Raw genomic sequence first — 23,371 nt, forward strand, 5'->3', positions numbered from 1 at the left:
GATTTTTATCATCATAGCGATACAAATTTATATTTAGGTGTTAAAAGCAAAAGAGTTATTGATTAACGCTCAATAGTTTTCGATCCCTGACAATTATTAAAAATATATAGTTGATAGATATCAATCTATCCATTCAATTTTATTACATCTGTTGGACTTTAAAATTCGATCTGTTTCATGATTTGTCTTTAAGGGTTCATGCGAAATCAAGGAAACAATTCCTTGAACATGAAATTCTTTCTGGCGTTTTAAAGCTTTATATAAACTTGCTCTTTGTTTATATGCTATTAATACTTTTTCATTATTACTTTTCGTTTCCTTACTAGAGGATACTAATTCCCTAACTTTATCAATGCTAATACTAAATCCAATTCCGAAGCAATTATTATCGCTTGAACTAAATTTCTTCACTAACTCATCATATCTACCCCCTTTAGCAAGGATAACAGGAGCACTTGTTGATGATGAAACAAGAGAAAATGTTAATCCACTATATAATTTATATTTTGTTCCTAATGTTGGATCTAGTTGTACTTCTATCCTTTTCTCTGTAGCTAATGGTTCAATAATTGTAAATAATTCCTTTAGGTTATCAATGTGGGAATTCGAGCCATAAATTCTTTTTAGATTAGTTAAAATGTTTTCTGGTTTTCCTCTCATATTCATTATATTCTTTATAAACTTTCTTTGCTCATCATTTACATCAAGTGTACTCAATGCTATGTAATCAAGATCGCAGAGTATATTTTTTATTTGGTCTATTTTGGTTGAATCAAATGAGCTTAAAATAAGTTCCAATAGATATGTATTTCCAATAAGCAATGTCAATTTATATTTCTGATCTATTTCAATTACTTCTAATGATTCGATCAGAAGAGATAAAAGTTCTATCTCTGCATTAATAGCTTTAGTTCCTATTAACTCAACTCCGCTTTGAAATGACTCTTCAATATCAATACCACCATCAATGCTTTGGTTGCATTTAAATGATGTTCCTGTTGACCAAAAACGAAGTGGCCTTTCATATTCATTAAATCTAGTTGAAGCGGCACGAACAATTGATGCTGTTATTTCAGGCCTTAATCCGAGTGGTTCATCAGAAACAATTTTTAGTATTTCATTGTTCGAAATTCCACCAGCTGCCATAAGTGTGTCTAGACGTTCAATATGTGGTGGTGATATTCGTTCATATCCCCATAGTTGATATAAAGATGAAAGTTTAGATGCAATGAGATGGTTTTTTCTTACTTGCTGAGGATTTAAGTCGCGCGCACCCGAGGCAGGTTGCAATGTCATTATTTGAATCTTTTTATTACTTAAGGATCACATAAATCAGGACTATTTTCCACCATAAGAGTTAGGTGTTAATGGTCTAATTTTTTCAAGTTCTGTTAGAAGCTGATTTCGTATCTCTGGGTTAGAAGCAAGAATTCTCCCTGTATTAAGATCAAAATCTCCGGAGGGATAATTGGAAACTATTCCACCTGCCATTTCAACTATTGGTACCCCTGCTGCCATATCCCACTTCGCAAGCCCGCGTTCCCAAAAACCATCTACTTTGCCTGAGGCTACAAATGCTAGATCTACTGCGGCTGCTCCTCCTCTCCTGACGCCATGAGTCCGATGTGTTAGCCAGCAAAATTCGGAATAATTATTATCTAATACTTCTCGTCTGTCATATGCGAAACCAGTAACTAAGAGCGAATCTGATAAGGAATTTGTGTCTGTAACATTTATCTTCTCGCCATTACAAAATGATCCATGCTCTGGAGAGGCATAATAAATTTCATTTAAAGAAGGTACTGATATTGCTCCCAATATTGGATTGCTATTCCAAATTAAACCTATTGAAGTCGCGAAAAATGGATATCCATGTGCATAGTTTGTTGTTCCATCAAGAGGGTCTATGCACCATTTTAATTCTCCATCTTTTAACTTATATCCACTTTCTTCCGCAAGAATAGAAATGTTAGGAGTCTCTTTTTCTAAATAATCTATTACTATCTTTTCACATTCTATATCCGCATTAGTAACAAGATCTCCAGTAGTCCCTTTACATTTTATCGTTTTAATCCTGCCATAATTATTCATTAGCGATGCCCCGCCTTTTTCAGCGGCCTGTTTCGCAATTTCTAATAATTTATTTATTTCAGCTTTGGTTAGCCCTGCATCCAAGGCTGCGCTTTTACAGCTAGGTATAATCATAAATTTTGTTTTATTTATAATAATCGTCGCTTATTGGAGTATTATATTTATCTTTAAATCAATTTATTTTCACTAATAGATTACTGATTTCTGGAGCCTATTTTATTATAAAAATATTTAATAAATAAATCCAACATTTAAATTTTTAACAAGAGCTCTCTTGTGGTATATATTTAAATTCAGCAATCGAAAAAGGATTTCATTGCTGAATTTAAGGAGAGGTGGCCGAGTGGTTGAAGGCGCAGCACTGGAAATGCTGTATAGGGGCAACCCTATCGAGGGTTCGAATCCCTCTCTCTCCGTGCTTGCTTATGTTGCAATTAGATGAAAATCTTTAGTTTTTATCCAAATTTTCCAGAGATGTAGTCTTGAGTTGATTTTTGCTTTGGTGAATTGAACATATTTTTTGTTTTACTAAACTCTACTAAGAATCCAACTTTTCCTCCGAGATCATTTCCTTTTTTTTCTGTATTAAAAAAGGCTGTAAAATCACTCACCCTATTAGCTTGTTGCATATTGTGAGTCACAATAATGATTGTAAAATTCCTTTTCAATTCATGTATTGTCTCTTCAATTTTTAATGTAGATAACGGATCAAGTGCTGAACAAGGCTCGTCCATTAAAATCACATCAGGTTCGATTGCAATTGTCCTTGCGATACATAATCTTTGTTGTTGTCCTCCAGATAATGAATAACCACTTTCGTTTAATTTATCCTTGCATTCATCCCAAACAGCTGCCTTGATAAGAGATTCCTCTACTAATTGATCCATGTCACCTCTAAAACCATTTACTCTCGCTCCGAATGCAATATTCTCATAAATGCTTTTTGGAAAAGGATTAGGTTGCTGAAATACCATTCCAATTCTTCTTCTAACTTCTACTGGATCTATGTCTTTTGCATATATATCTGTACCTTCAAAAATAACACTTCCTGATAATTCACAGCCTTCAATTAAATCGTTCATACGATTTATTGCTCTAATAACCGTTGATTTACCACATCCTGATGGACCGATAAAAGATGTAACTTGATGTTTTTTTATATCACAAAAGATATTTTTTACAGCTACTGAATTTCCATATTTTATCGAAACATTATCTAAGGAAACAGAGATAGATGAGTCGTTTTTAATTCTTTTGTTTTTGGGACTTATTCTGTCAATCATTTTATTATTTACTATGTTCATGATTATACTTTGTTTTTAGAAAAAGCACCACGTTTATTGATCCATCTTGAGAGAATATTTAGACTTAATAGTACAACAACTAAAATAAAGGATGCGGCCCAAGCTAGTTGATTTTGTGATTCATATGGTTCAAGTGCAAAATTATAAATTAGCACCGATAATGAACCCATTTCATAAAAAAGATCGTCAAAACTTGTTATGTAATATCTAGAAAATAATGCTGTAAAGATTAATGGAGCTGTCTCGCCTGCGGCCCTTGCAAGTGCTAAAAGTATACCCGTAGATATAGAACTAAATGCTGATGGCAAAGTGATATTATATATCATCGTAAATTTAGATGCACCAACTCCAAAGGCAGCCCTTCTTAGATTATCTGGAACTAATTTTAATGCTTCATCAGTTGTCTTAATTATTGTTGGCAACATTAAAATAGACAATGAAATACCACCTGCAATACCACTAAACATTGAACCAAATAATATTTTTGTAGAAACAATTATTGCGTATATAAATACTCCAGCAATTATAGAGGGTACTCCTGCAAGTACATTTGATCCAAACCTAACAAAGCTTGCAAATTTTCCAGACTTAGAATATTCAGCAAGATAAATTCCACCACCTACTCCTACAGGTATGGATATTATTGAAGCAATTAATGTCATTATAAAAGTTCCAGTAATTGCGGGTCCTATTCCTCCTGCAGATAGAAGATCATCCCCAGGAGGCTCGGGTTCAAGTATTAATGTATCAAAATTTATATAGCTTCCGCCTTTGATTAACACATAGCTTATGACTAGTATTAAAGGAAGTACAGAAATTATAGCAAAAAGAGCAGAAATTATACTTAAGGCTTTGTTCCCAATATTTCTATTTAGAGATGGATTATAAGTTAGATTTTTTTGTGAATTATATTTCATTTATTTATATTTTAAGCTCAGTTTTTTAACGATCCACTGAGCAAATACATTTACCATTAATGTTAATATCATAAGGATTAATGCCGCATACATCAGAGAAGAGACCTGGCTGCCATCTGCCTCCCCAAATTGATTTGCTAACATTGATGAAATTGTATAAGAAGGTGCAAAGATTGACCAGCTAAAGTTATTTGAATTGCCAATAATCATAGTTACTGCCATTGTCTCACCCATGGCTCTACCGAGAGCTAGTAACACACCTCCAGTTATTCCAGAAATTGCTGCTGGAATAATTACTTTAAAAATTGTTGTCCATCTTGTTGCTCCAATTCCATAGGCTGCTTGTCTAAGATTTGATGGAATTTGATTTAATGAGTCTTTTGAAATAGATGTAATTATAGGTAATATCATTACAACCAAAATTAATATTGCAGGCATCATTCCAGCTCCCAGTGGTTCAGTCCCAAAAAAAGGTATAAAACCAAGTTTTTCGTGGACCATGTTCAAAAATGGTCTCATAAATGGCTCCATAATAAACACTGCCCAGAGCCCTAAAACTACTGATGGAATAGCAGCTAAAAGCTCAACCATTATTCCGATAACATCTCTTATATTTTTAGGGATTATATTTTCAGTTATAAATATTGCAGTACCTACGCCTAATGGAATAGCAATTAATAAAGAAGCTATTGATGTAAAAAGAGTTCCATATATTGCAGTGAATGCTCCATACTCATCTGTAACAGGATTCCACGCTGAGCTAAAAAGAAACCTCAATCCATATCTTGAAATTGATTCGGTTGATTCATAGTAAACAACTGCAAATATCGAAAAAAGTATGATAGCTACCATTGAAGCCATAGCTACAACAAAATTTTTAAAGCTTATATCTACCAACTTTTCTGAAGTTGGCCTTCTTCTCAGCAAAAATTTTGATGTAGTAGCTTTCTCCACTTGCAAAAGCATTTACATAATGAATCTATATCTAATTTCAAATTTTTCATTAACAGGGGGTTAATGATTGGCTTTAAGTGTTGAAGGGTACATAATAAGTATTGAAAACCCTTGAATGCTATTTACTGTGGGGCTTAAATAAGTATTGCCATGGGGAGAATCGTTGGCATTGACTTGGGAACTACTAATTCCGTTGTAGCGGTGTTAGAGGCTGGTAGGCCTGTAGTAATTTCTAATGCTGAAGGTGCCAGAACTACTCCATCAGTTGTTGGCTTTACTAAGGACTCTGAATTATTGGTGGGTCAACTAGCCAGAAGACAATTAGTTCTTAATCCAAAAAATACTTTCTCAAATTTAAAAAGATTTGTTGGTAGAGCATGGGATGAGCTTGAAGACACAAGTCTCTCTGTTCCTTATAGCGTTCGCTCAAATGATCAGGGTAATGTTCGAATTACCTCTCCAGTGACAAAAAGAGAATATGCCCCGGAAGAATTGATTGGCAACATTATTAGGAAGTTAATAGATGACGCAGAAACCTATTTAGGCGAAAATGTTGATTCTGCTGTTATCACTGTTCCCGCCTATTTCAACGATTCACAAAGACAAGCAACTCGAGATGCTGCAGTATTGGCTGGTATATCCGTTGAAAGGATTCTGAATGAGCCAACCTCAGCTGCTCTTGCTTATGGATTTGACAAGAGTTCTTCTAGAAAAGTATTGGTTTTTGATTTAGGCGGTGGAACATTTGATGTCTCTTTAATGTCTATTTCAAATGGTGTCTTTGACGTAAAAGCAACTTCAGGCGATACCCAATTAGGTGGTAATGATTTTGATCAAAGAATTGTTGATTGGCTCGCTGAAGATTTTTTAGCAATAAATAAAATTGATCTAAGAAGAGATAGGCAATCTTTACAAAGACTTACTGAAGCATCTGAAAAAGCTAAACAAGAACTTTCTGGTGTACAAGCAACGCCAATATCACTACCTTTTATTTCTACAGGCAAAGACGGTCCGTTACACATAGAGACGACTCTTACTAGAAAAATGTACGAGAGTCTTTGCAGTGATCTTTTAGATAGATTGTTTGATCCTGTTAATACTGTTATTGATGATTCAGGATGGAATCCTGAAGAAATTGATGAAGTAGTGCTTGTAGGAGGCAGTACTCGTATGCCAATGGTAAAGCAATTAGTTAAGACCTTGGTTCCAAATCCACCTTGTCAATCTGTCAACCCTGACGAAGTAGTCGCTATTGGGGCCGCTATACAAGGCGGGATCCTTTCAGGAGAGTTAAGAGACCTTCTATTAAATGATGTAACTCCCCTTTCATTAGGGCTTGAAACCGTAGGAGGTTTAATGAAGGTTTTAATTCCACGTAATACCTCAATACCAGTTAGACAATCCGATGTTTTTAGTACATCGGCCTCCAATCAATCATCAGTAGAAATTCATATATGGCAAGGCGAGAGACAAATGGCTTCAGATAACAAATCATTGGGTAAATTTAGATTGTCTGGTATACCTCCAGCCCCTAGAGGAGTGCCTCAAGTTCAGGTTGCTTTTGATATCGATGCCAATGGTTTATTAGAAGTTAGTGCAACGGATAGAACTACTGGAAGGAAACAATCCGTAAGTGTTACTGGTGGTTCAAACCTGAATCAAAATGAAGTTAATAAATTGATTGAAGAGTCAAAAATAAAAGCATCTGAGGATAGAAAGAAGCGTGCCTCTATTGATCAAAAGAACAATGCTTTAACACTTGTTGCTCAAGCTGAAAGACGACTAAGAGATGCTTCTCTTGAATTAGGACCCTATGGTGCAGAAAGACAACAAAGATCAGTTGAAGTTGCGATGAGGGACGTTGAAGATTTACTAGAAGATGATGATTTACAAGAACTTGAATACGCCGTTGGTGCTCTTCAAGAGGCATTATTTGGTTTGAATCGTCGTTTATCAGCAGAAAGAAAAACAGAATCTAATCCAATACAAGGGATTAAAAATACTTTTGGATCTTTAAAGGATGAATTATTTTCTGATGATTACTGGGATGATGATCCTTGGGATTATTCTCAAAGAGGTCAAAATAGAAGTGGTGAAAATAATTATGGAAGAAGGGATATAGATCCTTGGGATAATGACTACTACCGTTGATCCTAACTATTGGTCTTTACTAGGTGTCTCTCCTGAATGTGATGCTACTGAACTTAAATTAGCCTTTAGGAAAGAGGCTAGGAAATGGCACCCTGATTTAAATAAAAATGATGCTAATGCTGAAGAAAGATTCAAATTAATTAATGAAGCCTATGCAATTTTAAGTGATCCAACAAAGAGAAAAGAATGGGAAAAATTACATAATAAAAGTCAAGATATCTTTGAAAATAGATTTCCATCTTATGAGGAATATTTAGATGTTGTTTTAGGTATAAAAACAAATTTTAAAAATGATAAAGATGATATTAGTGATCCATATTCCGACCTTTCTGAGGATGAATACGAAGACTATGAAGAATCTAATTTTAATGAATATGTTCCTACTACAAGCTATCCTTCACCACCACCAACATTAATTTATGAAGACCAAGAATCAGTTGTAGAAATCACGCCAGATCAAGCTCTTTATGGTTCAACATTTGAAATTCAGTTACAAGACGGGACTCTTGTTGAAGTCTTAACGCCTCCTTTTGCTGGAGATGGTTGGAGATTAAGAATAGAAGGTGCTGCAATTGGTTGCCGAGATCATTTTGTACAATTAAAGGTTCAAACCGATGATGGGTTAAGAATTGATGGATTAAGAGTTATGTATCGTCTTGAATTATTCCCTCATGATGCTTTGTTGGGTTGTGCAGTTGATATACCAACTCTAAATGGATCAGTAACCTTACAAGTTCCCCCTAATTCTTCCACAGGAAGGTTGTTAAGACTTAGAGGTCGTGGATTGAAGTATGAAGAATATCGAGGTGACCAAATTGTTGAAATAATTATTGTATTACCAGATAATTTAAGTGATTCTGAACTTGCATTGTATCAACGTTTAAATGAAATATCACTAGAGTCTTATTAGAAACATATTGTGTATTTATTTTATCTATTTATAATGTATTTGATTGTTTAATTCCTATGTTAGTTAATGTCCTTTTATATGATGCGGGGACTGAAAATGAGGGCATACATTCCCTTGAGCTTAAAGGCAAAACGGTAATCCTTATGTTCGAAGATAAAGACGATGCTGAGAGATATTGTGGCCTTTTAGAAGCTCAGGATTTTCCTACACCATCCGTTGAACTGTTGACGAAGATCGATATAGAGGCTTTTTGTGTTGAAGCAGGTTATGAAGCTCGTTATGTCGAAAAAGGTTTTATTCCAAGTAACGATGAGGAACGTTTAATGATTTCTCCACCTCTTTCAAATTTAGAAGTAGGAAATTGGAAGGATCAGGATAAAACAGATGATAAGTTGTCAACTAATGATCAACTCGAAGAGATAAAAAAAAGATTAGAAAATCTCTTATGAGAAATTTAAATAACAATTTAAATAATAAAAATTATCGAATATTAACTGAGCAGATTAATTTGTCTTCATTAGATTTAGATACTAAATCGACTTATGAAATAGTCAATATTTTTTCCGCCGCTGATAAAGAGCCCCAAAAGGCAGTTGAGAAAGCTATTCCAGAGATAGTTAAAGCTATTGATGAAATTACTTTAAGACTAAAATCAAATGGAAGATTATTTTATATAGGCACTGGTACATCCGGAAGATTGGGTGTTCTCGATGCATCTGAATGTCCTCCGACTTTTTGTACAGAACCAGATCTTATTCAAGGATTAATTGCTGGGGGTGAACCCTCACTAACAAGAAGTTCTGAATCTCTAGAAGATTTATCTCAGCCTGCTATTTTTGATCTCAAAGATAAAAAGTTTTCTAATAAAGATGTCTTAATTGGAATAACTGCGAGTGGAAGTACTCCTTATGTTCTAGCCGCATTAAATTATTCTAAAAGCATAAATGCACTATCAATTTCTATTTCATCTGTTCCCTTAAGTGATTCAGCTATTTCAACTGATATTGACATAAGACTGATTACGGGACCAGAGATTCTTGCAGGCTCAACAAGATTAAAAGCAGGAACAGCAACGAAGATGGCTCTAAACATTATTTCTACATCTGTGATGATTCAATTAGGTAAGGTTTATGGCAACAGGATGATTGATTTATCTGTAACTAATAATAAATTATTAGATAGAGCTCTAGGTATTCTGTTAGATATTGGTTCAGTTGATAAAGAAGAAGGCCTTGAATTATTAAACAAAACAAATGGATCAGTAAAACTATCTTTATTAATTGCTTTGTCTGGCATGGATGTTATTAATGCAAAGAAAATGCTTGATGAATCTCAGGGAAACTTAAGAACAGCACTTAGTAAAGTTTGTTGTGATTGAATTATTTTAAAATTTAAATTTAGACATACATAATAATTATTCTGCATTTAATTTTAAAAGCAGTTACTATAAAAAAAAAATCATTTGAGCTATGTCCAAAGTATTGATGAACACAGATAAAGGCCAATTGACTATTGACCTATTTGATAATGATGCACCAAAAACTGTAGAAAATTTTTTGAAGCTAGTAAAAGAGGGTTTTTATGATGGACTTTCTTTTCACAGGGTAATTAATGGATTTATGGCTCAGGGCGGATGTCCTAATACTAGAGAAGGAGCAAAAGGGATGCCTGGTACAGGAGGGCCTGGTTATTCCATTGATTGTGAAATTAATTCAAATAAACACGTAGCTGGATCTCTTTCTATGGCCCATGCAGGGAAAAACACTGGAGGTAGTCAATTCTTTTTAGTTCATGCGCCCCAGCCTCATTTGGATGGAGTACATACAGTTTTTGGTAAAACAGATGACATGAAAATTCTTCTATCCATAACTAATGGTACAAAGATTAATAGCGTAAGTGTTCTAAAATAGAAGGACTATATAATCTTAATTCGTTTATTTAGCACCATTCAATATTACTTGTTTTATCTCTTAAATCCCAATCAAACAATGGTGAATTTTCAAAACTTGAGAGTTCACTCATTTTCTTCTCTTCAATTAATAAGTTTGAAGAGGGATGCAAAAGTTTTTCATAATTGTCAGTTTTAATTATCCCAATTCTGTCTGTGTTTTTCCAATTACTTAGTTCTTTAAGGAGTAATTCCAATAACCTTTTATCTATTAAGCTTCCTTCTAAATGAGTTTTAATATCCCTATGTCGTACATTCCAAATGAATAATGGGTTTTTACATAGTGCTACTAACCTTTGAGAGTTTTGAATAGAAATATTTAAAAAATGATTTTCTGACCATTTATTTGCCTTATCTTCAAAATGTTTTAATTCATCATTGTTGACCTTACCATCCCAATAAACGACGATGTTTTGTCTTTCATTGCTTAAATTCGCCTTGATATTATTATCAAATAAGTGACCAAGTTTTTCTCTTTTTACCTCCAGATAAGCAGCATTATGATCTCCTGGACAAATCACCAGAGGTACTCTTGATTCAACCTGTAATCCGTAACCTCCAAGTCCTGCAATTTTTCTTGGATTATTAGTTAATAACTTAAGCCTGTTTATTCCTAAATCAGTCAATATTTGTGCACCTACCCCATAATTTCTCAGATCAGCAGGAAAACCCAACTTCTCATTAGCTTCAACAGTATCTAATCCTCCATCTTGCAAATTATAGGCTTTTAATTTGTTAACTAAGCCTATTCCCCTGCCTTCCTGCCTTAGATATACAACAACTCCTTCTCCTTCTTCAGATATTCTTGATAAGGCAGCTTCTAATTGAGGTCTGCAATCACACCTTAGTGAGCCAAAAGCATCTCCAGTAAGACACTCGGAATGCATACGGACCAATACTGGCTCTTTTAAATTTTCTGGCTCTCCTTTTATTATTGCTACATGTTCTGATCCATCCAATTCATTCTTGTAACCTATAGCCTTGAAATCTCCAAATAGGCTTGGTAGCTTAGCTACCGCTTGTCTATATACAAATCTCTCATTTTCAAGTCTGTAATGAATTAAATCTGCAATACTTATCAGTTTTAAATTTCGTTTCTTGGCATATGTTTTTAATTCCGGCAGTCTTGCCATTGATCCATCTTGATTTTGGATTTCACAAATAACTCCTGCAGGAGATAAGCCAGCTAACAAGGATAAGTCTACTGCAGCTTCGGTATGTCCAGCTCTTTTTAATACCCCACCTATTTTTGCTCTTAATGGAAAAATATGCCCCGGTCTTCTCAAATCTATTGGTCTTGTTTGACTATTAAGTGCAACTTGAATTGTCTTGGCTCTATCTTCAGCCGATATACCAGTTGATACTCCAAATTCAGGACCTGCATCAATGCTTACAGTGAAGGCTGTTTGGTTTGAATCGGTATTTCTGTCAACCATTAGTGGGAGATCTAACTGGTCTAATCGATCCCCTTGCATTGCTAGACATATTAAACCTCTAGCCTCTGTTGCCATAAAATTTATTTGCTGAGGAGTCGCAAATTGTGCAGCACAGATTAGATCACCTTCGTTTTCTCTTTTTTCATCATCAACTACAACAACACACTCACCGTTCCTAATAGCAGCAAGAGCATCCGCTATTTCATCAAATTCAATTTCATAGCAATCTTCTGATTTCAACTTATTCCTCGTGTTTGTGGTGAAATGGTTCTCTGCTAATTATTCTCAAATGAATATCTCATCATTCTACGAAATAACCTAGATGTTATGGCCATTAGCACATCGAAAACTGGGAGGATCGCAATTATTGGAGCATCTGGATATGGAGGACTTCAACTCGTCAAGTTAATTAATGAACATCCAAACTTTGAGATATCAATTTTAAATGGAGAGCGTTCGGCGGGTAAAAGCTGGAATGAAATAAATCCCTTTATGAAACTTTTGTTAGATAAAGACATTGCTAAAAGCAATGTTGATGAAATCGCTCAAGTCTCAGATTATGCAATTTTGAGTCTGCCTAATGGTTTGTCATCACAACTAACACCTACATTATTAGAAAATGGTATTAAAGTTCTTGATTTATCAGCTGATTATAGATTTAAATCATTAGATAAATGGAAGGAAGTATATTCTAAAGAAGCTGCAAAATATCAAAGATATGACTATGAATTATGTGAGGAGGCTGTTTATGGCTTTTCAGAAGAATTTAGTAATGAAATCTCAAGATCTAGATTAATAGCCTGTCCAGGTTGTTATCCAACCTCATCTCTTAGTGTCCTTATTCCATTCTTAAAACAAGGGTTAATAGAAAGTGAGGGAATTATTATTGATGCAAAATCTGGTACATCTGGGGGCGGAAGAAATCCAAGTGAACAACTTTTATTGTCAGAATGCTCTGAATCAATTAAGCCCTATGGAGTCATTGGCCACAGGCATACAGCAGAGATAGAAAGGATCGCTAGTCAATTTGCTGGTCATGAAGTGAATTTACAATTTACTCCTCATTTGGTGCCAATGGTTAGAGGGATTTTATCTACTGTTTATGCTCGATTAAGAGATCCTGGATTAACGGCAGAAGATTGCAAAATTGTAATCGAAGCTTTTTATAAAAATCAACCATTCATTGATATTTTGCCTGTCGGAACATATCCAGCTACTAAATGGGTCAAAAATACTAATAAAGTTATGATTTCAGTAGAAGTTGATAACCGTAATGGAAGAATAGTGCTTATGAGTGTTATTGATAATCTATTAAAAGGTCAAGCTGGACAAGCTATTCAAAATTTAAATATTATGCATGGACTTGAATCAGATATTGGTCTTCCCAAGATTACTTTTTATCCTTGATACTAGCTCTTATATCCATTGCTACTTTTGCAATAGCTAAAGGTAATATTATATGTTCCATATCTTGAATTCTTTTTTTTAAAGTCTCTTTACTATCTTCTTCATTAATGGGTACTGCAGCTTGAATAATTATTGCCCCGGAATCAACCTCCTTTTGAACATAGTGAACAGTGCACCCGGTAATAGTTACTCTTTTGTCCATTGCTTGTTGTATTGCATCAACGCCCTTGAAAGATGGTAAAAGTGATGGATGTATATTAATCAGTCGTCTCTCAAACCTATTAATTATTTCCTCGCCAACAATTCTCATCCATCCAGCCATAACAACTAGTTCTACGGATAATTCCTCTAGTTTTTTCAAAACCAACATGTCGTGTTCTGATCTCGAATTACAATCTCTATGATTTAAAACTACATAAGGTATTTTGTATTTGATTGCCTTTTTTATTGCTGAACAATTAGGATTATTGACGATTAATATAGAAATTTTCGCATTAAGTTGTTTATTTTGTATTGATTTAATAATGTACTCAAAATTAGATCCATTCCCAGACGCCAGGATACCTAATCTTATCTTCTGACCAAATGAATTGTTTAATTTATCTAATGGACTAATTATACTCTGCTCATTTAAATCATAAGACATATTGTTCTCTCTAAACTCTCTATTATACTGTTTCATCAAATAATGATTATTTACAACTTAATATATGACTTTTAGAAAAAAAAACAATATCAAAATATAAAGACATATTTAATAGTAATAAAAGCTAAATCAATACTTAGATATCCCTAACTTAGATAATAATAATAATTATCAAGCTTAGTTTATTCCTATTTGTCAATTACTAAACATTCGCCACTTGAAAACCAATCTTGACTAATATAAATTAAATCAATTTGGTTAGCGGTTCTCATTTGAGAATACCTGCTAACAGAACTCATTAAGGAGTATTCTCTTATCAATAATGGCAATAACTGACATCTTCCAGTTGAATAACAACGATAAATGGTTAAGGTACTGCGATCTTTTATTTTGCGATGATTCATTAGGTTTTTGGCTAGATATAAGCAGAATGGATGTGGAGAAGAGCGATTTTGAAAAATTTAAGGACATTTATTCCCAAGCTTTTGATTCTTTAGAAAGTCTTGAGAATGGATCGATTGCCAACATCGACGAAGATAGACAAGTTGGTCATTATTGGCTTCGAAATCCCAAGATTGCTCCAACTCAACAAATTTCAGACTCTATTACCAAAGAAATTGAAGATATATCAAAGTTTGGTACATCAATATTAAATGGTGAAATAACTAACAGTGATGGAAAAAAATATACTGATGTTTTTTGGATAGGAATTGGTGGTAGTGGTTTGGGTCCCTTACTTATTAAAGAGTCATTTAAGAGAGACTCAATCGGATTGAATCTTCATTTTCTAGACAATGTTGACCCCGAGGGGATTTCACATAAATTAAATTCTATTCTACCTAGTATTGAATCAACTTTGTTTGTAGTTGTTAGTAAATCAGGTGGCACTCCTGAACCTTTGATAGGAATGGAGCAAGCAATTAAGTTTGTCCAAGATAACAACCAGATTTGGTCATCTCGAGCTGTTGCAATTACATCAAAAGGTAGCAAGTTAGATGATTTAGCAGTAAATGAAAATTGGTTAAATGTTTTTGATTTACCTGATTGGGTTGGTGGAAGGACAAGTATCACTGGTGCCGTTGGATTATTGCCTGCCGTCTTAATTGGCGCTGACATAAATAAGTTTTTAGATGGTGCATCTCAAATGGATGCTCTAACAAGAGAAAAAGACATTAAAAATAATCCAGCAGGACTTTTATCCTTAGCTTGGTACAAATCCGGAAATGGAAAGGGGTTAAGAGATATGGTTGTACTTCCATATAGAGACAGGTTAGAAGTTTTCAGTAGATATCTTCAACAATTAGTAATGGAATCTTTAGGGAAGAAGTTAGATAGAGATGGTAATCAAGTTAATCAAGGTATCGCAGTTTATGGAAATAAAGGTTCTACAGATCAGCATGCATATGTGCAGCAATTAAGAGATGGTGTTGATAATTTCTTTGTTAATTTTATTGAGATTCTTCAGGATCCATCTGAGATAGTAGAAGTAAAAAATAAACAACCAGGAGACTATTTGTCAGGCTTTCTTCAAGGAACTCGATCAGCATTGACTGAAGGCGGTAGACAGAATTTGACAATCACATTTAAATCATTTGATGAATCAAGTCTTGGGGCTTTAATTGCTTTATTTGAGCGATCAGTAAGTTTATATGCTGAATTGATTAACGTTAATGCTTACAATCAACCAGGTGTTGAAGCTGGAAAAAAAGCTGCTACAAGCATAATTAATCTTCAAAAAGAAATCGAAGAGCTTTTGGATGATGGAGAGGAAAGAACTGTTAGTCAAATTAATGATGCATTGTCAACTGAATCAACTGAGTCGATTTATTTAATTCTGAGGAAACTTTCGGAAAATTCTGATCATTATTTAATGAATGGCAATCAATCAAATCCAGATCAATTAATTATTTCAAAAAATTGATTTCTAAATAACTATATTCACTAGTTTATTCGGAACAACAATTATTCTCTTAGGTTCATTTCCATCTATCCATTTTTGAGCGGCCTCACTTTTAATAGCTATATCCCCTAATTCGTCTTTAGATAGATTTTTACTTGCATCGATTGATCCTCTAACTTTTCCATTAATTTGAATCATAAGTTTAAAAGTATCTTGTTCAATTGCGCCTGCATCGAAATTTGGCCATGACTGAAGATGAATACTTTGAGTATTTCCGATTGCCTTCCATAGCTCCTCTGCAATATGAGGAGAAAATGGAGAGGTTATTTTAACTAATATTGAAATAACATTATTTAGAGTTTCATTACTACAGTAATTAACTATTGAACTTAGCCCATTCACAGCTTTCATAAGTTCAGATATTGCTGTATTAAATTGAAGATTGTCCAGATCATCAGTAATTTCTTTAATAGCAATATTAATTAAACGTAGAGCTTCATCATCTTTAGACTTTTCTTTTTCGATTTTTAATCTTGAATTACTCTTTGTTAGTTTTAAAGTATTAATAACAAATTTCCAGAGTCTCTGTATAAATCGATATTGTCCCTCTACATCAGAGTCATCCCATTCTAAATCTTTTTCAGGAGGAGCCTTAAAAAGAATAAACATTCTGGCTGTGTCAGCACCGTATTTATCAATGACCAATGATGGGTTCACACCATTATATTTAGACTTTGACATCTTTTCATAGATAATTTCAATATTTTCTCCGGTAATTGGATCTTTAGGATCATTAATATCTTTGATTTGATCTTTTGAAAAATATTTATTATTTTTTGGATTTTTAAAAGTAATAGCTTGGACCATACCCTGAGTTAATAGTTTCTTAAAGGGTTCATCAATATTTAATAATCCACAGCTTTTTAGAGCTTTGGTTAAAAACCTTGAATAAAGTAAATGAAGGATTGCGTGTTCAATACCACCAACGTATTGTTTAACTGGTAGCCATTTATCAATTTCGCTTTTTACAAATGGATCTTTTTCATTCTCAGGATTTATATATCTAAGAAAGTACCATGATGAACACATAAATGTGTCCATTGTATCAGTTTCTCTTTTTGCTTCAATTCCACATTTAGGACAACAAGTATTTATCCATTCTGTTTTAGTAGTTAAAGGTGACTTGCCTTTGCCAGTTAATTTAATATCAACAGGAAGAGAAACAGGGAGATCTTTGTCTGGGACTCTTACTTGACCGCACTTCTTACAATTAATAATCGGGATTGGGCAACCCCAGTATCTTTGTCTAGATATAAGCCAATCCCTTAACTTATAAGTAATTTTAGATTTTGCCCAATTGGCATTGGATCCTAATTCAAGTATTTTTGCTTTTGCAATATCAGATTCAATCCCATTGAATATATCAGAATTTATCATTATTCCCTTATCTGTATACTCAGCATTTAAATAATTATCATCTTCATTATTGTTGGGTTTTATTACATAATTAATTGGTAAATCATAAGATTTAGCAAACTGATAGTCTCTACTATCATGTGCTGGAACACCCATGACAGCTCCAGTTCCATATTCCATAATCACATAATCGCCAATCCAAATAGGGATCTCTTTATTATTTGCAGGATTGACTGCATTTTTTCCTAAATACATTCCAAGTTTTTGTCTACTATCTGAATTACGTTCTAGATCACTTAACTTTTCTTGATTTTTTCTGAATTCTTTTAATTGATCAATATCTTTATCACTTATTAATTGATCAATTATTGGATGATTTGATGCTAAGACAAGATAACTTACTCCATAAAGTGTATCTATCCTTGTAGTAAATGCGGTTATTTTTTGATCATGATTTTTTATATCAAAGGTTATTTCCGCGCCAATTGATTTACCAATCCAATTTTTTTGCATAACCCTGACTCTTTCTGGCCAGTCATTAAGCTTAACTAGATCCTTATTTAAATCTTCGGCAAAACTTGTAATTCTTAAAAACCACTGATTCAATTCTTTTTTCTCAACTTTTGCTCCAGATCGCCAAGATTTACCATCCGCATCTACTTGTTCATTAGCAAGCACGGTTTGATCAATTGGATCCCAATTTACCGTCGCTTTTTTTTGATAGGCCAGATTATTTTTATGTAATTGATTAAATATATATTGAGTCCATTTATAATAATCTTCTTTACAAGTAGTAACTTCTTTAGACCAATCTATTGATAATCCAAGTCGATCTAATTGGTCTTTCATTTGTGAAATATTTTTATTTGTCCAGGTAGATGGACTTGTTTGTCTTTCTATTGCTGCATTTTCAGCCGGTAGGCCGAATGCATCCCATCCCATAGGATGAAGAACGTTATAACCTTGCATCCTTTTATATCTAGCCAGTACATCTGTAATGACATAATTTCTCACATGCCCCATATGTAAAGAACCTGAAGGATATGGAAACATCGACAAAGCGTAAAATGTATTATTTTTGTTTACATCCGTTTTTGTTCTATAAAGCCCTTGTTTAGCCCACTCTTTTTGCCAATACCCTTCTACATTCCCTGGCTCGTAACGCTGGTCAATAATCTCTGAAGTAGTATTATTCAAGGAAGATCTCCTTCAGTAGTTGATTTGCCAATCAGATAATGTTCTCATAAATTGATGCCCAATATGCAAATAGTTTTGAAATTACTACCAACAAAGCTTAATTTACTAACAACATAGTAAAAGAATCATTAAATTATGAAAAATAATTTCTCAAAGTATCAAGGACTTGGTAACGACTTTATTATCTTTGATGCTCGTGGGAATAACTTAGATAATTTGTTTACTGAAAATAAAGATAATTTTATTGAACATCTATGTAATAGAAATTTTGGTATCGGAGCTGATGGAATTATTCTTGTATTAGAGTCTAAAAATAAATGTTTTGTGAGAATGAGGATATTTAATTCTGATGGCTCTGAGCCAGAAATGTGTGGCAATGGAATAAGATGTTTGATTGCTTTCTTAAATGATAACTTTGAAATTAAAGATAAGTCTGAGATTCGAATTGAAACTAAAGCTGGTCTAATTATCACCTCTATTGATGGTAATAAAAATATCAAAGTGAATATGGGGGAGCCTATCCTTTCTCCTAAAGATATACCTACTAAATTGTTAATGAATAATTTAACTATTCCCAATGGAAAGATTACAATAAATGATCAAACTTTAAATGTTTATGCTGCTAGCATGGGGAATCCTCATATGATCGTATTTGTTGATAAAATTGAAAATATACCATTCGAAGATTGGGGAAGATATCTTGAAAAACACAATGCATTTCCCCATTATACCAATGTGCACTTTGTAGAATTAATTGATAAATCAAATATTAAAGTTAAAGTATGGGAGAGAGGATGTGGTCCTACACTGGCTTGTGGAACTGGAGCTTGCGCATGTCTTGTAGTAACAGCTTATCTAGGTAAAACTTTAAATAAAGCTAATGTCTATTTACCAGGTGGAAAGTTAGAAATTGAATGGCCCAATCAAGCAGGTCCAGTTTTAATGCAGGGGCCAGCCTTAAAAGTATTTAGTGGAGAGATAGATATTTAATTACTCTTCTATATGAATAATATTTATCTCGATGCATCAGCGACTACTCCGCCACATATAGATGTTATTAATAAATTGAAGGATATACAATCTGAATGCTGGGGGAATCCATCAAGTATTCATAAAGTTGGGGTTATTGCAAGAGATATTTTAGAAAGATCTAGATTATCAATAGCTAATAAATTAAAAGCTTCATCTGACGAAATTTTTTTCACTTCTGGAGCAACTGAATCGAATTATCTTGCTCTTAAATCTGTAACTAAAAATCTTGATAAAGGAAGACTTGTTATAAGTAGCGTTGAACACCCTTCTATTAACTTAATAGCAAAACAATTGCGTATTGATGGCTGGGATATTAAATACTGGCCTGTAGATAATTATGGAATTATTGACTTAGATCTGTTGGATGAAATGTTATCTCCTCCGACAAAAATTGTTTCGATAATCTGGGGGCAAAGTGAGATCGGGTCCATTCAGCCCATAAATCTTATAGGAATGGAATGTAAAAAACGAAATATACTTTTTCATACTGATGCGACACAGGTCCTCCCTAGTGGTCTTATTAATTGGAGTAATTTAAATGTTGATTTGCTCAGTGCCTCTGCGCATAAACTTCAAGGCCCAAAAGGCATTGGATTATTAATGTTGCGAAAAGGGGTTCGAGATTTATTGATAAATGATCCTTCCTATGGATTTAAGAATGGCTCGATAAGATCTGGCACTGAATCGGTTCCTCTGATTGCAGGGTTCGCGACAGCAATTGACCTGCTAAATGAATACATAGAGGTTAATGCTAATCAAACATTATTCCCTGAGAATAATGTTTCCAAAATGACTAAGTTGTTAAAAAAAAATCTGGTTAAGAATAAACAACTTACTTTTATTGGTCCACATAAGGAACGACTACCGAATAATATTTCATTTCTCTGTCATACAAAATCAATGATACCTATTAAAGGTAGAGAAATGGTTCGATTATTGTCACAACATGGTGTTTATACAAGTAGTGGTAGTGCTTGCTCCTCATCTAGTCAAGGACCAAATCCCATATTGGTAGCAATTAATGTTGATAAATCACTTCAAGAATCTGGATTAAGAATAACTATTGGTCCATGGATTTCAAATGATGATATTAATTCAGTTTCAAATATAATATATGAATCATTGCAATCTTTAGAACTCGAAAAGCAATGATTATCAAATGAACAATAAGCTACCCTCAGATCTTAGAGAAGCAGAATCAAATATATATGAATCAATTCAAAGTTATTTCTTAAGTAATTCTGAACAATCTTTTCTTTCTATTAACCTAAAATTTGAAGGGTTAAGAATCAATCCAATAATTTTTCGTTTATCCAAAAAACTATCTGAATTTAAATTCGATAATATTTTATTGTGGGCCGATGCTGGTGGAGCCGCTCTAGCTAAAAGGGATAACCCTGACTTGGCAAATAAGATTTTTACATTTAAAGAGTTTAATAATTCTACAGATTATTTGAATTCAGTATTAATAGTCTGTTCCCCTCAACCATATGATATTGAGATGTTTGAGCAGGTATGTTCCCATACAAATTCAACCGTCATTATGATAAATGGTAAATTGGAAGATCCCATTGTAGGAATTGGAAGTGTAGGTAGGGAAATGAGAAAAAGATTTGCTGAAAAATGGAAAGTCCTTTATTTTGTTCAACCATTATCTATGGGAGCATTATTAAAAAGATTCCCTAATAATTGGGAGCTTTTTAAATTAAACTCTAATGGCTATTCTTTCGTAAAATCATTCGATAAGCGTCCTGACGATGAAACTATAATCCTTAATTTATAATTGTATGATTAAAAAGTTTTGTTTATATGGCAGCTTAATTTTTATATCAGCAAATATAATTAATGGCAATATAATTTCATTATTTTTATACTTAAAACAAAGGGTAAATATTAATTCTATAACCCCTGAAAAGATTAATATATGTGAGCCTTTGCAAAAGAAGTTGACGGATTATACATATAACTTTAATTCTAAAATAAGCGTTAGTGTTTTAGACGAATCTGGCGATTTTATTGTAGATATCAATAGCAAAGTACCTAGAATACCTGCTTCTAATCAGAAAATTCTTTCAAGTGCTTTCTCATTAGATATCTTAGGACCTAATTATACTCTTAATACATCTTTAAAAGAGACAAATGATGGTAGCCTCTTTATTGAGGCATCTGGCGATCCTGATTTTGAGAAAAGTCATTTAGAGGAGCTAATTAATGGTCTTAATAATTTTCTTTATAATCCTAATTTAAAATATCCAATAATTATTAAAAGTAGTAATGCTGTTAATTGGTGGCCTTCTAGCTGGTCATATGCAGATAGAAATGAAGAATATGGAGCTCCTATTACTAAGTATTCAATAGCTAGTAATTCAAGTATTAACTCTTTAAATAATCCTATTGATAATTTTATCTATGAGGTAGAGACAGCTTTAAGAAAAAAGAACTTATCTAAAAATTATTTTGTAAAAGTTGTAAATGAGAATCATCCTATAGAATTTATTTCAACGATTAATGTTATCAATTCTGCTCCTTTATTTGTTTTACTAAATCTTGTTAATTCTGAGAGCCATAATTTTACTGCTGAGGTTATTTTCAGGCATGCTTTAAATAACTGGTCTCATGATTTTCCTAATATAAAATACAGTAACTGGATAAATGATCAAAACTTTAATTCAGATAATTTTATTTTTGCAGATGCCAGTGGTTTATCAAGAAATAATAGAGTCACTACTTATGGTTTATCTCAGTTTTTGAGAAGAATGAAGCTTAATAGATTTTCTGAATATTATTTCTCGTCTTTTTCAATTTTAGGTGTTAGGGGCTCATTATCTAATGTAAGTGCTCCAGTAAGCCTTAAGGGTAGAATTCTAGCTAAATCTGGAAGACTTAATAACGTTAGATCCGTTTCTGGTATTATTTTGGGTGAGGGCAAAATTTTTAGTATTATAGTTAACAATATGGATGATTCAACAAAACATATAATGAAAATATTATCAATAGTAGATAATACTAATAATTGTAGTTAATTAGTATTTAGTGCAATCAGATCTTTGGCTATAAACTCAGGAACCATGTGGCGAATCTCGCCACCAAATCTTGCAACTTCTTTGACTACAGAACTACTTAAAAAACTATGATGTGTTTCTGTCGCAAGAAAAATTGTTTCGTATTGATTATTTAATGACCTATTTGTATGAGCAACCTGTAGTTCATATTCAAAATCACTCATGGCTCTTAAGCCTCTTAAAATAAGGTCCGCTTTATGTTCACTAGCACAATCCACAGTTAGACCTTTAAAAGCTATTGTTCTACAACCTGGTATATCTTTGGTGGCATTATTAATTTGCTCTATTCTTCTCTCGCAGGAGAATGTTGCCTTTTTTGAGGGATTTTCCAAAACCGCAATGATTACTTCTCCAAATAAATCACTTCCTCTTTGAATTAGATCAAGGTGCCCAAAGGTTAAAGGGTCGAAACTACCGGGATAAAGCGCCTTCATGGTTTTTTAACTTTAAAAAAGTCCATTTCTTTCTTAGAATCTCATATCTATAAACCTATCAAAGCGCATGACTCTTAATCAGGATGCCAAAAAAGTTCTCTTGCGCAAAATCCCTCATGGATTATTTATATGTGCGGTAAGAGAAGGAGATGAAATAAATGGTTTTACTGCTAGCTGGGTAACCCAAGGTTCATTTACGCCTCCTTTAGTTGTAATGGCTGTTCGCGCCGATGGATCTAGTCATGGAATTATTCAAAGAACGAAGATGTTTTCTCTCAATGTTTTGAGAGAAGATCAAAAAGATCTAGCCGCTGTGTTCTTTAAGCCACAAAAAGGATTAGGTGGACGATTTGAAGCATGTAAATTCACTTATGGTGAATTTGGTATGCCTTTAATCGAAGATGTAATAGGGGGTGTTGAATGTGAAGTTATTTCAGGGGTTGAACACGGCGACCATACAGTCTTTGTCGCTGAAGTAAAAAGTGCAGTATTGAATAAAGATGGATCAGCCTTAAATTTAGCGAGTACAGGTTGGAACTATGGCGGCTAATTTAACGGGACATGAT

The 23,371-nt window shown here is 33.5% G+C and carries 21 protein-coding genes and 1 tRNA gene; 13 read left to right on the forward strand and 9 right to left on the reverse strand.

The window, feature by feature from the left end:
• Nucleotides 1-120 precede the first annotated feature (120 nt).
• Nucleotides 121-1,296, reverse strand: coding sequence for an ATP phosphoribosyltransferase regulatory subunit (locus AC6EIW_RS01580; protein ID WP_498520879.1), 1,176 nt, complete (start codon nt 1,294-1,296; stop codon nt 121-123).
• 42 nt (nt 1,297-1,338) lie between these two features.
• On the reverse strand, nt 1,339-2,205 hold the full coding sequence (locus tag AC6EIW_RS01585; protein ID WP_498520880.1) for an inositol monophosphatase family protein: 867 nt from the start codon (nt 2,203-2,205) through the stop codon (nt 1,339-1,341).
• 215 nt (nt 2,206-2,420) lie between these two features.
• Between AC6EIW_RS01585 and AC6EIW_RS01590 the strand changes: the two genes are divergently transcribed.
• Nucleotides 2,421-2,507: transfer RNA gene (locus AC6EIW_RS01590), tRNA-Ser, on the forward strand.
• A 39-nt stretch (nt 2,508-2,546) separates the two neighbouring features.
• Here the strand turns inward: AC6EIW_RS01590 and pstB are convergent.
• From pstB to pstC, 3 genes are read right to left on the reverse strand one after another with little or no spacing between them, the layout of a single operon-like run.
• Complete coding sequence (gene pstB / locus AC6EIW_RS01595; protein ID WP_498521598.1) at nt 2,547-3,374, reverse strand: phosphate ABC transporter ATP-binding protein PstB; 828 nt, start codon at nt 3,372-3,374, stop codon at nt 2,547-2,549.
• Nucleotides 3,375-3,397: 23 nt separating this feature from the next.
• A complete protein-coding gene (pstA, locus tag AC6EIW_RS01600; protein WP_498520881.1) occupies nt 3,398-4,312 on the reverse strand; it encodes a phosphate ABC transporter permease PstA in 915 nt (304 codons plus the stop codon).
• Nucleotides 4,313-5,278, reverse strand: coding sequence for a phosphate ABC transporter permease subunit PstC (gene pstC, locus AC6EIW_RS01605; protein WP_498520882.1), 966 nt, complete (start codon nt 5,276-5,278; stop codon nt 4,313-4,315). It abuts the gene before it with no gap.
• 138 nt (nt 5,279-5,416) lie between these two features.
• Between pstC and dnaK the strand changes: the two genes are divergently transcribed.
• The 5 genes from dnaK (at nt 5,417) to AC6EIW_RS01630 (ending at nt 10,237) form a co-directional block, all read left to right on the forward strand.
• Complete coding sequence (dnaK, locus tag AC6EIW_RS01610; protein ID WP_498520883.1) at nt 5,417-7,417, forward strand: molecular chaperone DnaK; 2,001 nt, start codon at nt 5,417-5,419, stop codon at nt 7,415-7,417.
• Entirely contained in the window at nt 7,401-8,327 is a 927-nt protein-coding gene (locus AC6EIW_RS01615; RefSeq protein WP_498520884.1) for a DnaJ domain-containing protein, read from the forward strand. The genes dnaK and AC6EIW_RS01615 overlap by 17 nt, the downstream gene beginning before the upstream one ends.
• Before the next feature lie 56 nt (nt 8,328-8,383).
• Entirely contained in the window at nt 8,384-8,776 is a 393-nt protein-coding gene (locus tag AC6EIW_RS01620) for a DUF3110 domain-containing protein (protein WP_498462689.1), read from the forward strand.
• On the forward strand, nt 8,773-9,705 hold the full coding sequence (murQ, locus tag AC6EIW_RS01625) for an N-acetylmuramic acid 6-phosphate etherase (protein ID WP_498520885.1): 933 nt from the start codon (nt 8,773-8,775) through the stop codon (nt 9,703-9,705). Before AC6EIW_RS01620 ends, murQ begins: the two co-directional genes overlap by 4 nt.
• A 91-nt stretch (nt 9,706-9,796) precedes the next feature.
• Nucleotides 9,797-10,237 carry a peptidylprolyl isomerase gene (locus AC6EIW_RS01630; RefSeq protein WP_498520886.1) on the forward strand — a complete coding sequence of 147 codons (441 nt, stop codon included), beginning with the start codon at nt 9,797-9,799 and terminating at the stop codon, nt 10,235-10,237.
• A 28-nt stretch (nt 10,238-10,265) separates the two neighbouring features.
• On the opposite strand, the gene ribBA is transcribed toward AC6EIW_RS01630, so the two are convergent.
• Nucleotides 10,266-11,951: a bifunctional 3,4-dihydroxy-2-butanone-4-phosphate synthase/GTP cyclohydrolase II gene (ribBA, locus tag AC6EIW_RS01635; protein ID WP_498520887.1), complete on the reverse strand. Its 1,686-nt coding sequence runs from the start codon at nt 11,949-11,951 to the stop codon at nt 10,266-10,268.
• Between the two features lie 87 nt (nt 11,952-12,038).
• Here ribBA and argC point away from each other — a divergent pair, with 87 nt between their 5' ends.
• A complete protein-coding gene (argC, locus tag AC6EIW_RS01640) occupies nt 12,039-13,118 on the forward strand; it encodes an N-acetyl-gamma-glutamyl-phosphate reductase (protein ID WP_498520888.1) in 1,080 nt (359 codons plus the stop codon).
• Here argC and purN read toward each other — a convergent pair.
• Nucleotides 13,102-13,800: a phosphoribosylglycinamide formyltransferase gene (purN, locus tag AC6EIW_RS01645; protein WP_498520889.1), complete on the reverse strand. Its 699-nt coding sequence runs from the start codon at nt 13,798-13,800 to the stop codon at nt 13,102-13,104. The two genes, argC and purN, sit on opposite strands and share 17 nt — an antisense overlap.
• Before the next feature lie 286 nt (nt 13,801-14,086).
• Between purN and AC6EIW_RS01650 the strand changes: the two genes are divergently transcribed.
• Nucleotides 14,087-15,685, forward strand: coding sequence for a glucose-6-phosphate isomerase (locus AC6EIW_RS01650; RefSeq protein WP_498520890.1), 1,599 nt, complete (start codon nt 14,087-14,089; stop codon nt 15,683-15,685).
• 3 nt (nt 15,686-15,688) lie between these two features.
• Here AC6EIW_RS01650 and leuS read toward each other — a convergent pair whose 3' ends face one another.
• The gene (gene leuS / locus AC6EIW_RS01655; RefSeq protein WP_498520891.1) at nt 15,689-18,277 is read right to left on the reverse strand and encodes a leucine--tRNA ligase; all 2,589 of its coding nucleotides are present in this window, start codon (nt 18,275-18,277) and stop codon (nt 15,689-15,691) included.
• A 135-nt stretch (nt 18,278-18,412) separates the two neighbouring features.
• Here leuS and dapF point away from each other — a divergent pair, with 135 nt between their 5' ends.
• Genes dapF through AC6EIW_RS01675 form a run of 4 tightly spaced genes read left to right on the forward strand, consistent with a single transcriptional unit; the run spans nt 18,413 to nt 22,332 of the window.
• The gene (gene dapF / locus AC6EIW_RS01660) at nt 18,413-19,267 is read left to right on the forward strand and encodes a diaminopimelate epimerase (protein ID WP_498520892.1); all 855 of its coding nucleotides are present in this window, start codon (nt 18,413-18,415) and stop codon (nt 19,265-19,267) included.
• Nucleotides 19,268-19,279: 12 nt separating this feature from the next.
• Nucleotides 19,280-20,461 (forward strand): cysteine desulfurase family protein, encoded by a 1,182-nt coding sequence (locus AC6EIW_RS01665; RefSeq protein ID WP_498520893.1) that lies wholly within the window; start codon nt 19,280-19,282, stop codon nt 20,459-20,461.
• A 7-nt stretch (nt 20,462-20,468) separates the two neighbouring features.
• Nucleotides 20,469-21,092, forward strand: a complete 624-nt coding sequence (locus AC6EIW_RS01670; RefSeq protein ID WP_498520894.1) for a DUF1995 family protein — start codon at nt 20,469-20,471, stop codon at nt 21,090-21,092.
• Nucleotides 21,093-21,096: 4 nt separating this feature from the next.
• Nucleotides 21,097-22,332 carry a D-alanyl-D-alanine carboxypeptidase gene (locus AC6EIW_RS01675; RefSeq protein ID WP_498520895.1) on the forward strand — a complete coding sequence of 412 codons (1,236 nt, stop codon included), beginning with the start codon at nt 21,097-21,099 and terminating at the stop codon, nt 22,330-22,332.
• Here the strand turns inward: AC6EIW_RS01675 and coaD are convergent.
• The gene (gene coaD / locus AC6EIW_RS01680; RefSeq protein WP_498520896.1) at nt 22,329-22,805 is read right to left on the reverse strand and encodes a pantetheine-phosphate adenylyltransferase; all 477 of its coding nucleotides are present in this window, start codon (nt 22,803-22,805) and stop codon (nt 22,329-22,331) included. The two genes, AC6EIW_RS01675 and coaD, sit on opposite strands and share 4 nt — an antisense overlap.
• Before the next feature lie 67 nt (nt 22,806-22,872).
• On the opposite strand from coaD, the gene AC6EIW_RS01685 reads away from it, so the two are divergent.
• Nucleotides 22,873-23,355 (forward strand): flavin reductase family protein, encoded by a 483-nt coding sequence (locus AC6EIW_RS01685; protein WP_269605578.1) that lies wholly within the window; start codon nt 22,873-22,875, stop codon nt 23,353-23,355.
• Nucleotides 23,356-23,371 lie beyond the last annotated feature (16 nt).

This window comes from Prochlorococcus sp. MIT2308 (genome assembly GCF_059772345.1).